Origin of the sequence: Bacillus jepli (assembly GCF_047238305.1) — a bacterium.
Taxonomy (GTDB): Bacteria; Bacillota; Bacilli; order Bacillales; family Bacillaceae_L; genus Ferdinandcohnia.
This window is the reverse complement of record NZ_JBDFMO010000001.1, coordinates 4361351-4374437: the sequence shown is the minus strand read 5'-3', so window position 1 is coordinate 4374437 and position 13087 is coordinate 4361351. Positions and strand designations below refer to the sequence as shown.

General features: G+C 32.6%; 20 protein-coding genes and 1 pseudogene. 17 read left to right on the top strand and 4 right to left on the bottom strand.

Annotated features, from left to right (window positions below):
• Window positions 1–195: 195 nt before the first annotated feature.
• From ABC371_RS22270 to ABC371_RS22225, 10 genes are all read left to right on the top strand, one after another.
• A complete protein-coding gene (locus tag ABC371_RS22270) occupies window positions 196–1098 on the top strand; it encodes a polysaccharide deacetylase family protein (RefSeq protein ID WP_412898803.1) in 903 nt (300 codons plus the stop codon).
• A gap of 30 nt (window positions 1099–1128) precedes the next feature.
• Window positions 1129–1767: a YkyA family protein gene (locus tag ABC371_RS22265; protein ID WP_412898802.1), complete on the top strand. Its 639-nt coding sequence runs from the start codon at window positions 1129–1131 to the stop codon at window positions 1765–1767.
• A gap of 63 nt (window positions 1768–1830) precedes the next feature.
• Window positions 1831–2142, top strand: a complete 312-nt coding sequence (locus ABC371_RS22260) for an inner-membrane translocator (RefSeq protein WP_412898801.1) — start codon at window positions 1831–1833, stop codon at window positions 2140–2142.
• Window positions 2143–2330: 188 nt separating this feature from the next.
• A complete protein-coding gene (locus tag ABC371_RS22255; RefSeq protein WP_412898800.1) occupies window positions 2331–2786 on the top strand; it encodes a hypothetical protein in 456 nt (151 codons plus the stop codon).
• A 257-nt stretch (window positions 2787–3043) separates the two neighbouring features.
• On the top strand, window positions 3044–3493 hold the full coding sequence (locus ABC371_RS22250; protein ID WP_412898799.1) for a hypothetical protein: 450 nt from the start codon (window positions 3044–3046) through the stop codon (window positions 3491–3493).
• A 2-nt stretch (window positions 3494–3495) separates the two neighbouring features.
• Window positions 3496–4311 carry a hypothetical protein gene (locus tag ABC371_RS22245; protein WP_412898798.1) on the top strand — a complete coding sequence of 272 codons (816 nt, stop codon included), beginning with the start codon at window positions 3496–3498 and terminating at the stop codon, window positions 4309–4311.
• A 499-nt stretch (window positions 4312–4810) separates the two neighbouring features.
• Window positions 4811–5011, top strand: a complete 201-nt coding sequence (locus ABC371_RS22240) for a hypothetical protein (RefSeq protein WP_412898797.1) — start codon at window positions 4811–4813, stop codon at window positions 5009–5011.
• A 68-nt stretch (window positions 5012–5079) separates the two neighbouring features.
• Window positions 5080–5595, top strand: coding sequence for a hypothetical protein (locus tag ABC371_RS22235; protein WP_412898796.1), 516 nt, complete (start codon window positions 5080–5082; stop codon window positions 5593–5595).
• 238 nt (window positions 5596–5833) lie between these two features.
• Window positions 5834–6349 (top strand): hypothetical protein, encoded by a 516-nt coding sequence (locus ABC371_RS22230; protein ID WP_412898795.1) that lies wholly within the window; start codon window positions 5834–5836, stop codon window positions 6347–6349.
• Entirely contained in the window at window positions 6350–6550 is a 201-nt protein-coding gene (locus tag ABC371_RS22225; RefSeq protein WP_412898794.1) for a hypothetical protein, read from the top strand. It begins immediately after the preceding gene.
• A gap of 305 nt (window positions 6551–6855) precedes the next feature.
• Here ABC371_RS22225 and ABC371_RS22220 read toward each other — a convergent pair whose 3' ends face one another.
• Window positions 6856–7266: a hypothetical protein gene (locus tag ABC371_RS22220; RefSeq protein ID WP_412898793.1), complete on the bottom strand. Its 411-nt coding sequence runs from the start codon at window positions 7264–7266 to the stop codon at window positions 6856–6858.
• A gap of 230 nt (window positions 7267–7496) precedes the next feature.
• Between ABC371_RS22220 and ABC371_RS22215 the strand changes: the two are divergent.
• The 4 genes and pseudogenes from ABC371_RS22215 to ABC371_RS22200 form a co-directional block, all read left to right on the top strand.
• Window positions 7497–7703, top strand: a pseudogene (locus ABC371_RS22215) (3'-5' exonuclease); the annotation flags it as partial.
• A gap of 100 nt (window positions 7704–7803) precedes the next feature.
• Window positions 7804–8649, top strand: coding sequence for a hypothetical protein (locus tag ABC371_RS22210; protein WP_412898792.1), 846 nt, complete (start codon window positions 7804–7806; stop codon window positions 8647–8649).
• Between the two features lie 86 nt (window positions 8650–8735).
• Window positions 8736–9095, top strand: coding sequence for a YtxH domain-containing protein (locus tag ABC371_RS22205; RefSeq protein ID WP_412898791.1), 360 nt, complete (start codon window positions 8736–8738; stop codon window positions 9093–9095).
• A 109-nt stretch (window positions 9096–9204) separates the two neighbouring features.
• Window positions 9205–9783, top strand: coding sequence for an HTH-type transcriptional regulator Hpr (locus ABC371_RS22200; RefSeq protein WP_412898790.1), 579 nt, complete (start codon window positions 9205–9207; stop codon window positions 9781–9783).
• Window positions 9784–9790: 7 nt separating this feature from the next.
• On the opposite strand, the gene ABC371_RS22195 is transcribed toward ABC371_RS22200, so the two are convergent.
• Window positions 9791–10132: a DUF1878 family protein gene (locus ABC371_RS22195; protein ID WP_412898789.1), complete on the bottom strand. Its 342-nt coding sequence runs from the start codon at window positions 10130–10132 to the stop codon at window positions 9791–9793.
• Between the two features lie 216 nt (window positions 10133–10348).
• Here ABC371_RS22195 and ABC371_RS22190 point away from each other — a divergent pair, with 216 nt between their 5' ends.
• Window positions 10349–10888: a DUF3267 domain-containing protein gene (locus ABC371_RS22190; RefSeq protein WP_412898788.1), complete on the top strand. Its 540-nt coding sequence runs from the start codon at window positions 10349–10351 to the stop codon at window positions 10886–10888.
• 73 nt (window positions 10889–10961) lie between these two features.
• A complete protein-coding gene (locus ABC371_RS22185) occupies window positions 10962–11156 on the top strand; it encodes a hypothetical protein (protein WP_412898787.1) in 195 nt (64 codons plus the stop codon).
• A gap of 80 nt (window positions 11157–11236) precedes the next feature.
• Here ABC371_RS22185 and ABC371_RS22180 read toward each other — a convergent pair whose 3' ends face one another.
• Window positions 11237–11329 (bottom strand): YjcZ family sporulation protein, encoded by a 93-nt coding sequence (locus tag ABC371_RS22180; protein WP_116351295.1) that lies wholly within the window; start codon window positions 11327–11329, stop codon window positions 11237–11239.
• A 307-nt stretch (window positions 11330–11636) separates the two neighbouring features.
• Here ABC371_RS22180 and ABC371_RS22175 point away from each other — a divergent pair, with 307 nt between their 5' ends.
• Complete coding sequence (locus ABC371_RS22175; protein ID WP_412898786.1) at window positions 11637–12512, top strand: peptidylprolyl isomerase; 876 nt, start codon at window positions 11637–11639, stop codon at window positions 12510–12512.
• Between the two features lie 125 nt (window positions 12513–12637).
• Here the strand turns inward: ABC371_RS22175 and ABC371_RS22170 are convergent, their stop codons facing one another.
• Window positions 12638–12835 (bottom strand): sporulation YhaL family protein, encoded by a 198-nt coding sequence (locus ABC371_RS22170; RefSeq protein ID WP_136380633.1) that lies wholly within the window; start codon window positions 12833–12835, stop codon window positions 12638–12640.
• Window positions 12836–13087 lie beyond the last annotated feature (252 nt).

Genomic DNA, 13087 nt, shown 5'->3' with positions numbered 1-13087 from the left:
TGAGATTGGAATTATTATTTAGGCTAAAAAAATCGTAAATGGGAGAAAAGTAACGTTAATATCATTAAATACCCAATATTATCCTTTAAAATGGTCATATTTATATGTTATGTTAGATTATGGAATGCAAATTTTGTAGATATATGAATCTATTTGTAGAAAAATATATAAATCTAACAATTGGAGGATGTTAACGTGCGTAGGCGTAGAAGGTTAAACAAAAGAGGGAAGATTGCTGTTTCCATTCTATTAACCATGATTGTTGTATTATTATCTGGAATGGTTGGTAATAATACAGGAAAAAATAATGAATCCACTTTAGAGAATACACTGAAAATGTTTTCGTTTTCTGCAGAGCCAGTGATAGCGTTTTCTGATTCTACACTAAGTCAATCTATCATTTATAAGGAAAGTAAAAAAAGAGAAGTTGCTAGAAAAAGAGAGGTATCTCAACAATATAAGTTAGATCAAGAGGAAAATGCAATTTACCTCACTTTTGATGATGGGCCAACCAATGTTTCAGATGAATTATTGGACATGTTAGAGGATTATCAGATGAAAGCAACTTTTTTCATGGTTGGTCCAAAAATAAAAGAATATCCTAAAGTTGTGAAACGTATGCATAGGGAAGGTTATGGACTTGCATTACACGGTATTACACATGATGTAGGTGAAATTTACAGTAGTCGTTATGCTCCATCTGAAGAAATGGAAGAGAATCGGGAAATATTGGAAAACGTTACAGAGGAACGTTCTTACATTGTACGTCTACCTTATGGTAGTATTCCGTATCTTACTGAAGAAATGCGTTATGTACTACACCAAAATAACTTTAAGATTTGGGATTGGAATGTAGACAGTCGTGATTGGGAATTAAATGATGAACGATATGTTCAACATACTATCCGAGAAATACAAAAAATGAAACAATCAGGTGTAACCCCAGTAGTACTTCTTCACGATACAAAAGAGACAGTAAGACATTTGCCTAAATTACTATCATATATCAAGATACAAGGATTTAAAACAAAAGTATTAACTAACGAAATGCCTCCATTAACATTTCAATGTGAAGGACGCTGCCGTCCTGTAAACTAATCCGATCCTAATAATAGGAGGTAATAATTTTTGAAGAAGAAACGAGTACTAATTGCAATTGCGATTATTATAAGTTTTATTTTTATTCTTAATGGTTGTCAGTCCGATAATAAACAGGCTACTAAAATACAGAAAATATTAGAGAAATCTGCTGTGTTTGAAAATGATTTCGCGACTACTCAAACAAAACTATTTGAAACTAGAGAAAACGCACAATTGTTATACAATGACCTGATTAGTCTTGATATAAATGATAAGGAAGTAATTAATCAAAAGATAGATGAAGCCAATACATACATAGAAAAACAACAGAAGTTATTAGAGGCAGCTGAAAAAAACTTCCATAAGGCTTACAATAAGGTTTTAACCATTGAGAAAAATATCAAAAAAATTAAAAACGAGGATAAAAGAAACCAAGCTTTAAAACTATTAACGATCATGAACGAACGAAAAAAATTGCTCAACACCTTTTTTGAATTATACAACGAAAATTTGGATTCACAGAATTCATTTTATAATTCCCTTGGTGAAAATATATTTAGAATTGAAAACCTTGATGAACCCATTAATGAAATTAATAAGCGCAGTCAAGAAATGGAACAGATTATAGAACAATTTAATCAATATACACAAAATTATATAGAGGAACAAGGCGAATTTTATAACTAGCTTAAAAGCTAAAATTCGCATAACTGTATTTACGGTAAATTTAACTGATGGGAGAAATAGATTTTGGAAAATTTAATTTTGATTTTATTTGTTTTAATTTTAATATCGCTTAATGTTTTTTTCTTTATATTGTTTAAAAAAGGAAAAATAAATCTTATGGTATCAGGCATCATTATGATAATACTTGCTCCAGTTATGGGTTTTTCAAGCGGTGCATTATTCCTTCATTTTTATGATTGGAGTTCAGGAGGAACAGGGGAAGGTGCAGGTTATGGTGGAGCATTTTTAGGACTTATAACAATGGCTAATGGGATTCTCATTCTAGTGGTTGGAATTATAAGGTGGTTTTTACATTTCGTGAAAAAAGAAAATTAATGTTTCGTTATACAAGTAACGGGTGCTTTAGTCCAAGTAGGATTAAAGCTCCTTTTTGTTGAATTCCTTATTGAGCTAACGGGTCAGTTTAGTTGGACAAGGACAGGAAAATCATTTAAATTTTATTAGTGTCAATGTTAAAAATTATAATGAATTAGTAGTCAAAAAACGTGAAGGAGTGAAGATGTGTGAATACATTTTTCAAGTTGATTGTAGGTTTGTTTTGCGTCTTTTTATTAACAGGATGTATTGGAGAAGAATATGATTTTTCTCCACCAACTGTTTCAGTGTATACTCCAAATGATATTAACGCCCAAGAAGATTTAGCAGCAGCAAACATAAATTGGGATTATGATGAAAAATTCAATATGGAAACAAAGGATATTCAATCATTTGCCAAAAGACAAGATGAAATATACTTTAATGCAGGTGAGTTAGTTGCTATAACCCTTGAAAATGGGGATTTTAATCCAAATGGAATAAGTGTTTCAGTTTGGCAAGAAGACAAAAAAATTGATTTAGAATATCAAAAAAACAGCCAAGACTTCTACTTACCAGAAGAAAAAGGTGAGTATATGATTGTGATTGACATAAATGCGGATAGTGGAAATGCTCAATACGTTGGGAATGTCGTTATTCAATAATTTGAAGGTTAGACACGGCAATTACTTAGGCATCTTCTTTTTCTTCTTCAACGGGTGCTTTAGTTAAAAATAGTCCATATTACGAAACAGAACTTCCAAATAAACGGAAGTTCTATTTTTTTCCTGTTATCAATATTAAACTTTAACAGAGCTTAATATTGACGGTATTAGTAAAATCCAATTACTAAGCAATAATTTTTTTGGAATTTAATGTTATGATAATTGTAAGATTATTTTAATAAAGGAGGTTGGTGAAAGTGACAAAAAACTTTGTTTTAACGAAACAAAGTGACATTGATGGTTTTTCTTCTTTTAAATGTTCATTATGTGGTGAGGAATTCAAGCTTCTTTCTAATGAATGTCAAGAAGATGATGTATATGAACTTTTCTGTCCCCATTGCGGAATACCTAGTCCACCATCATCGTATATAACTGATGATTTTGTTGAAAACGCAAAAGTGCTTGCAGAAAATGAAGTAGCAAAAATGTTAAATGATTTTACGAAAGGTCTTGAGAAATCATTTCGGGGCAATAAATCTATCAAATTTAAGGGTGGTAAAAAACTTCCTATAAAACCATTACTTTCAATGTATGAACAAGACAACCTTGACCAAATAGTGTTTACTTGTTGTGAAAGAAAAGCCAAGCTAAATACACTACTTATTAGTTCTAAAAATCCTTATTGTCCTTATTGTGGGGTGAATTAAGTATGGAAGAAATTATAAATAAAAGAGATTTTAAAAACTTATCTCGACAATTTAGAAGAGTTTCTGGTCAACTTCTTAACTGTGGAGATTCAACTGAAGCTATTAGACTCACTAAGAGATTTATAGATTTTATTGACAACGAGCCTTTGTTATCAGACTTTATAAAGAAAAATCATACCGAACAATTTGATATAGAAAACATTATTAAATCCACAAATATAAATGAGAAATATGAGATACCAATAGAAATAAATCGAGAAATCACATTCATCTATCAACTTCTCAAATATACAGCAGAAAACTTTGATGACTATATAGTGATATGTAGAGGATATGCTTTTTATAAAGGAGCAACTTATAGAGATTGTATTAATAAGTTTAATCATCAGGTTGTTAATCTTTTAGTAAATCATATAATTGATTATTTGGAAGGGATTTCGATAGAAATGGGATTAGATGAAAAAGAAAATGCGAAAATTCTTGTTCAAGGTTCAGTAGGTCAATTAAACTTTTCAGAACAAAATTTAGAAGCACATCAAACGAATAACCAACAATCTTATACTGAATTAGTTTCATTAATAAGCGAACTAATAAGGGAGTTAAAGAATGAGCAAATATCAGATAGTGAGACACAAGAGGATGCAATTGATTTTTTAGAAGATGCAAAAAGTGAATTGCAGAATGAAACTCCCAAAAAATCTGTATTTAGAAGAGTGACTGACACTTTAAGTCAAATAAGAAAAAGTGTAGATGACTCCGTGCATATTGCACAACTTATTGATAAGGCAATTGTTGGTTTTAGCCAGTTACCATTTTAAATATGGCACTGTTAAAGTTAGTTGTAGATAATGATAACTTAGTATTTGGTATAGTTTATTGGAATACGAGAAAAAGACCACGTCTGCAGATCTGATCAGCTAAAAATTGAGGTTCTCGATAATGATGGGGCGGTCATATGGAACCTTACGTTTGAAGGAGGTTTGGGAGGTTAATATCCAACTAAACCAGCTAATAGAAGCATTCCCTTATTTCACTATAGGGTGCAAGAGTTGAAGATCAAGGCTGTCATTGAGGCAGCTTTTTTTGTTGAATTTATTCTACGAACGTCGCAGATTAGTTGATGAATCGTCTTTAGCTCTTTTCAACAATCGGGCCATATTCTTGTATAACACTCGGCAATAAATTTGGATATTTATGTTAAAATGGAGGTTGTAAGAAATGTACTTAAACTATCGAGGCAGTATAATGTAGTTAGTTATGTACTTTAATGGTATTTGTTTCGGGGAGTAAAATGGTAGCGGAAATGGGGTATCCTTGATGATTACAGAATTAGAAACACGGCTTGTAAATATATATGTAGCTCGTAATCTTGAATTGTACAAGAAGTTCATGGGAATACATGAAATGCCAGATTTTAATATTGTTCTAATGGAAATACACTTGAAGAGGCAAAGCAAAAGGGTTATGGTGTTCCAGCTGCTCATTTTTATGATGTTGGTAAAGACAAACACATATTGAAAGTCTGGAAGGACATTTATAAGAGTATTTTACACGCAGACTATATATTATTTCATGAGTTTACTCATATGCATGATACGGTTGCATATTCAGCCAAAAATAAAATTTTATATGCTGCTAATCGTGGATTTACAGAATATCATGCCGCTCAAGTTGAATTGTTGAAGTTGTTGGGGGCAGAATCGATAGAAGACATAATATCTTTTTCGTTAAAACAACCAATTGAGATAATCGCTGGTCGTAAAACAGTATTTGAGTATATTACAAATTCCCATGTAGCAGTAACCGAGCTTATTTCGAGATCGAATTTTCCAGATAGTATTGAATCTTTATCAACGGGATTGGGAATGATTTTTAATCATCTTGGCCGCATATCAATATGCAAAATGTATGCCAATGATTATGACCAATACATGGACGAAATTGAAAATATGACAGTTGAAGAGTCTTATATTGGGGATAAGTTTTCAGAAATAAAATCTATTATGAATGGTTTCTTGGGCAAGACAGACATTTTGAGTATTGGTCAAATATATCTTCCAACTATTATTGAACTAACAAAAAAAATTGAGGGAAACCTTTAAAATTAAAGGGCGCTTTTCCGGAGTAACGAAAAGTCCAAATCTCAATGTTAATGTTGAGAAATTGGGCTTTTTAATATTGTAATTCCCTTAACGTTGTAAATCCACATTTTCCTGACGCTACCCCCATGCCCATCAAGCTAAAGGTTGATATCCCCCCAAATGGGAAGTTGAATTAATATATAAAATTATTAATGTAAAGATTTATTTTCAGCATGTTTATAAAGTTCTGGAGGTTTCAATGATGAATAGTTACGAGGAAAATAATGAAGCCATCTTTGATGAGGAAAATTACGATGAAGAATGGGCGTATGTTGGTATTAAACTTAATAATGATGGATTATCAGTAGTTGAAAATAAAAGAACTAAAGAAGAAATGATAAAAGACATATATTCTCCTTTATTGTCTATAGATTTAACACCAAAAGCTAAACGCGATATATTTGAGGCAGTAGCTAGAGATTGGACTAAAGAATATGGAAAATACAAAGGGGCTAAGTTTTGGTCAAAAGAAGCCATTGAATTGTATAAGAAAATGGTTGATGAAAACAACGGAAAATCAATATCCGAAAAAAAATTATCTTCAAAGTTTGTTCATGAACATGTAGTTCCAATAAAGGCATTTATTAAATTTTTGGATGAAAGACAAGAGCCACATGCAGATTATATTCGTGAACATATGATAGATAAACTCATTGGTGCAATTGTAACTAAAGAGGAAGATAAAAAATTAAGAACAGCAGGTCTTAAAGATTAAATGCCGAATGATTTTTGGCTAGATAATAAACAAAATCCTTGGTGGAGATATTTAGTTGTAAATATTGATATTGAACTATGTTGGTGGGATGAAATAAAAAAAACAAAAGTACTTCAATGTTCTAAGGCATATAACATTGAAAGAAGGCTTCTACAAGAGGATGTAGAGGAAGAAGAAAAATGGAAATATCTTGATGATTAATATTGCTTTTATGTAATCTTTTTGTAAACTACCATGAAAGAACGTAATTATCTTTTACTTTCTGTGGTGAAGGTGTGGTTCGTGGATGGTTAACGGGGCTTTTCAGGAATAAAATTTACAATAAAACGATATTCTACAATCGGGCGCGTTTGAGGACATCACAAGCCTAATTCCTTGCTAAAATTAAGGATTAGGCTTTTTATTTTTCAAAATCCTTTCGTTATAAATCTGCACGTTCCTGACTATACCCATTGGTAAAACAACTCGTTGGTGAGAAGCGGTACATTCTTTTGGCTGTAATCAGGTTAGTTAGATAAATTATTCATATTGTGTTTTCTAATATGGCATATACGTTCTTCGATTACTTTATAATACTTTTTATATTCATGTCTTCCGTTCAAAATTGAGTTAGCCTGTATTAATATTGAAAGTTCATCTTGATTACTTCTTTCAATAAACTCTCCTATAAAATCTTCGGGTAATACCTTATCCAAACCATCTAGACCAAAAGAAATGTCGCCAAGGGAACTTATATCATCGTCAAAAGATAAACTAACTGATGCTCGTTGATCACTTTTTAATTCGAAATGTAAAATTTTAGCCCAAACAGAGTCTAATCCTCCGTGAATAGGAACCTTGAGTCTTTCAGGTTCCCCAACTAGTGATTTGAGTATTAGCTCTTCGGGAAGAAAGTTCTTTTTTACTTTAACGTCCATTACAGTTTCCCCCTAAACATTAATAAATGAATTATACCATCACCAAGTTTAAATACAAACATGCGTTCTTTAAAGTGAAATAGAAATTCCTTCATTAAGGTGATTATTTCTACAAAAACTTATTAATAGAAGAAATCAGTCCATGTTTTGCTCACATATAGTGAGCAAAATAGCTGATAAGTACTGGCATTAATGTATTTGTTGTTACTTTTCTCACTTTTTATATATAGATAACTTCACATCACGGGAAAGCCGAATGGGGAAGTCCTAAGCCTCCACTGATTAAGGAAGCAGAAATACTGCATTATATTGACAATTTGGATGCGAAAATGAACATGTTAGATCGTGCATTAGAACGAGTAAAGCCAGGCGAATTTAGCGAACGCGTTTTTGCATTAGACAATAGAAGCTTTTATAAGCCAACCTTTCATAAATAAACAATGATACACTCGACTCGATTTTTTAAAAGAGTCGAGTTTTTTTATAAATAGAATCTGATTGTTAATGGAAAGCTATGAAAAAAAAGAGGTACTTAAAATGATAAAGGTGATCCTTCTATTTTTTCTTCTTACTTTTTCAACCCAGTATTTTGCAGTCGGGGCGGCAACAACAAAATTTGATGAAAAAGACAGCCCACTTAGCTTTAAAGTTGAAATGGTTCCTTGGGATATGGTGAATGAAATACTTCCCAGAAAATCCTTTTTTACAATTATTGATGTAGAAACCGGTCTCCAATTTCGTGTGCAAAGAAGAGCCGGAAGTAGGCATGCTGATGTGCAACCACTTACATTTGAGGACACGAAGATCATGAAAAAAATCTATAGTGGGAAATGGAGCTGGAAGCGTAGAGCGATTATTGTAAAATATGGTGATCAAATGATCGCAGCTTCAATGCATGGAATGCCACATGGAGCAGGTGCATTAAAAAACGGTTTTCCTGGCCATTTTTGTGTGCATTTTTTGGGAAGCACCACCCATAGTTCAAAAGAGCCAGATTTAGCTCACATGCTTATGTTACTAAAGGCGGGTGGAAAGCTTGATGAATACATAAGCAATTCAGATCCCTATCATCTCATTGAAATTTTTGCTACAGGAATTAATCAAACAGACCGAAAAATTATTAAACAAACATTACTCCCTCATTCAAATAATAAGAAGCTATTTAAGAAATTGAATGAAATTACTATCTTTTCAATAACAAATATGTCCTATCTACCATTAAGTGATTTAAAAGGACTGCTAAGCATCGAGATTCCTGTGGAGGTTGAAATATATCGTGATAACCAAGGGAAAGAGCGGAAGCAGATCGTTTTCGTTTTAGTTCGCAACAGTATAGTTGATCGTTGGTATATCCAACAAAAAATATTACAAAGAGAGGTCTGATTTTGTAAAAAATATGAAAATGAAAAAGGATTTTTGCATTTTTTGTGGAATTCTGTAAATGATGGGTTTTTTAAGGAGTGATTAAGATGACGTCAACAAAATCTCTTTTTTATGGATTGTTAATTGGAAGTGTAATCGGTGGTGTTTCTGTCCTTTTAAGTACTCCATCTTCTGGAAAGGAAGTTAGAAGGACTTTAAAAAATAATCAAAGACAACTTTCTGAATCACTGTCTCAGGTAGTTTCGGAAGGGAAGTCTCTTACTGAACAGGTTTCTAAATCAACTAAACAGGCCGTAAGTGCGATAACCGAAATTTCTGCTGATGTTAAAAACTCATTTGATCATTGGAAAAGAGAAATTGAAGGTAATCAAAAAAATATTCAAAAAGAGCTTTTAGAAATAGAGAGCGCTTTAGAAAAGCTTGAAAAAACGGTTACAACCAAGTGAATACTAATTTTTTTCACTTAATTTAAAAATTTTGTAAATTTACATCTTTATTAATTTTTATTTTATTGGCATAATAGTAATAAGAGAAAATAGAAAAGTGGGTGGATCTATGAAACATGAAGAAAAAATGGCCTCCATCAAAGAAGCGCTCCTTTTTAGTCAGAGAATCGCACAACTTAGTAAGGCACTATGGAAGTCTATTGAAAAGGACTGGCAACAATGGATCAAGCCTTATGACTTGAATATTAATGAACATCATATTATTTGGATAGCGTATCATTTAAGAGGTGCTTCTATTTCAGAGATTGCTAAATTTGGAGTTATGCATGTTTCGACTGCATTTAACTTTTCTAAAAAGTTAGAGGAACGTGGACTGCTACAATTTTCAAAAAAGGAAAATGATAAGTGTAACACGTATATCGAGTTAACTCCAAAGGGAGAAGAAATCTTTTTAAAAATTGTGGAAGCCTATAATCCTAGTAAAAATGGGGTATTAGAAGGTGCGATACCACTTAAGAAACTTTACGGAAAGTTCCCAGAAATTGTTGAAGTAATGAGCATTGTACGCAATATTTATGGAGATGATTATATGGAAATCTTTGAAAAATCTTTTAAAAATTTCGAAGATGACTTTATCGAAGTAGATGGAAAGCTTTATAAACGAGTAGAAGAGAAATTAGAAATGTAAATAAAGGCTATTTGATTGTATCAATTATCCCTTTAAACTCTTCCATTAAAGGGGCGTATTTTCTTTCTTGTGCTAGGACGTTAATTGTTACTTTTGGATCTAAACGCGGATGAAGCATCCCTACAAATAAAGTTAAAAGCGGTGTGAAACCAATAAATCCCTCCGCTTTTTGTTTTTTATACTCTTTGCTCATTTCTTCACAATTTTGTAATAGGTATTCAACGTCTGTTTTTGTTAATCCAGCCTCCATAATCATTTTGTGAAAAGTGGGTAACTTCTCACCTAAAAGGGGGAGGATTAAAGACTGATAAAACTCAAGACGTGCAAGTCGCTCTTCAAAGGTCTCCATATTCCACACTCCAGTTAAATCAATCACCTAGCTATCAATTTTAATATGCCCAAATAACGCGAAAAAAGTCGAAAAAACGTGTATTTTATCGTTCTTTTAGATACCTATTGCATTTTTGTGAGAAACAAAGTAAAGTAATTTAGTAAGTTTAGAGTATCTAATTTTGATAATGATTTTATTTATTTTACTTCTTATGATTGCGGACGGTGATTTGGTATGACTTGCTGGAAAACCATTAATCTTTCAAGGGATTATGGATTCCATCGAATTATCTTGATATCCTTTATATCAATGTTTATAGCATTTATTCTTTTTTATTTGCCATTGAATCTTATGTATTCTTCTGTTGAACTTAGAGAAGATGGAGCAATTTATCTTTTATTAGCTTTATTATTCATTTATCCAATACATGCGACATTGCATGTTTTACCATTCTGGATATTTAATAAGAAGCTTACAGTAAAGTTTAAATGGATGTACGGTATTATTCCAGTAGTTTCGACACGTTCAAAACACTCACTTTCTAAACCGTTTATAATTTGTGTAATGGGTACACCATTTTTACTCATGACAGTCCTTATGCTTGGTGCATGTGTTTTATTTCCAGGCTATATTCATTATTTTTCCATTATCGCAGCGATTAATTTTGGTTTATGTGTTCCAGACTTTATTTATTTAGGTCAGTTTATTAAGGCGCCAAGGTCTTGTACTGTTGAAGAAATAGAAGACGGCTATGATATCTTAATTCACAATTAATTTTCACATGGGTGCGAAATAGATAAAAACTTCAGTGGTGACTAAGATTTGATATGCCAAGGCGCATTTAAAGATGGGGGGATTAGGAGTGATCATATTTTATATTCCATTTGCTGCTTTTATTTTATTTTACATTAATCAAATGACTTACCGGCTTTGTGAGCAAAAAGAAATTCCTGATGACCGCCAGCCAAAAGTTTATCGAACAATCAATATTTTGATTACTATTTTGCTGATCTCATCTTATGTAGAGGTCTTGTTTACGTGAAAATGGAGAAAGGATGGCTTATTACTGGAGCCATCCTTTTCTTTTTGTAAATTTTACAATCTCCTATTGCAGAGGAGCTTTTAGTAAACCCAAGAAGCGCCAATAATAACTAATAGGATGAATAAAACGACGATTAGCGCAAATCCACCACCGAATCCACCAGCGTAACCCATAATTACACCTCCATTTTCCTTAGTACGGTATTTTATGCGAAATTATTTGTGAACGAATAGGCGGTTGTCTCGCCTTTAGTAATTCTTTTTCACAATTATCTATAGTTTTGAACCTTTGAAAGCTCTTGCCTTTACTCAGTTCACTATAATCCTATTCCCAAAAACCTTATCTGACTGTACGAATGTCCCATATTTTTGGATATCTTTTTAGAAAATGTTTTCTTTCTTTTTTAAAAGTATGTTATAGTAATTTTTGTACCCTTGGACAAATCGTATATAAAAATTGTACATAGTAGGAGTGTGTGTAATGAAGAAATCAATAATTGCTCTAACGGCAGCAGTAGGTATATTTGGATTAAGCGCTTGTAACAATGCCGACGATTCAGCAGTGCTTGTCGAAACTAAAGCAGGAAACGTAACAAAAGAAGAACTATATAATGCAATGAAGGACCAAGCAGGTGCTGTTATCCTTAAAGATTTGGTTTATACAAAAGTGTTATCTGAGAAATATGAAGTTACCGATAAAGAATTAGACGCAAAATATAAGGAAATGCAAGCTGCATTAGGTGCTCAATTTGATGCAATTGTTGAGCAAAACGGCGAAGATTTTGTTCGCGAGCTTCTAAAATCTGACATGCTAAAAGAAAAAGCAGCATTGGACGAAGTTGAAGTAAAAGAAGGCGAAGTAGTTAAGGCTAGCCATATCTTAGCAAAATTCTCTGATAATCCATCTGCAGAAGTAACTGACGAACAAAAGGCAGCAGCTAAAAAGAAAATCGAAGAAGTTAAGGCTAAGCTTGATAGCGGCGAAAAATTCGAGGATGTTGCAAAGGAATACTCTGATGATAGTACAGCTCAAAATGGTGGAGACCTAGGCTGGTTCGGAAAAGGCCGAATGGTTCCTGAATTTGAAGAAGCTGCATTTGCTCTTAAAGAAGGCGAAACAAGCGATATTATTGAATCACAGTATGGTTACCATATCATTAAAGTAACAGGAACTACTGAAGGTTTCGATAAGATGGATCAGGAAAAGAAAGATGAAATCCGCAAAGCTTTACTTCAAGCAGATCAATCTGGTACTACTCTTCAAAAAGCTTTAGATAAAGCAATTGAAGGTGCAGATGTGAAAGTGAAGGATAAAGAATTTAAAGATTTATTTAATACTGAACCTGCTGCAGAATAAGTAGTGTGCAAACATAGAAAAGGACCGTTTTATGACAAAACGGTCCTTTTTTCAATTGTCTAGCTTTAGATTCATCAAACCTAGGTTACAATCCGATGATAGGGGTATGATAATGTTTATCAATTTTACATTGCTTCTGGTTTATTCATTCGTTTTGTACGTCGTTCCTTTTCATCGTTCATTCGTTCGATGTAAACATTACCTTCCTGCTCAATGTAAGAGTCTTCAATCTGCTTTTCCTCCCTAGTTGTTCGAATCACCATATATGCACTAAAAAGTACTCCAAATAATGCTACATATACAAACCACGGTACTGATAACATCGCTATCCACTCCTTGTCCCACTTTTTACTTCTACTATATGATGAAAATTCACTAGATATCACTAAATCTCATAGATTTTTGATTGATAGGAGAGCCTATCAGCGTTTATTTGAATTCTATCGACGATAATTCGATTCTATCGATTTTATTTCGATTCTATCGGTTTTATTTGTGTTCTATCGGTTTTAATTCATTTCTATCGATTTTAGCAAAATTCATAAACAGAAAAAGGGTGCCCGACAACCTAGTCG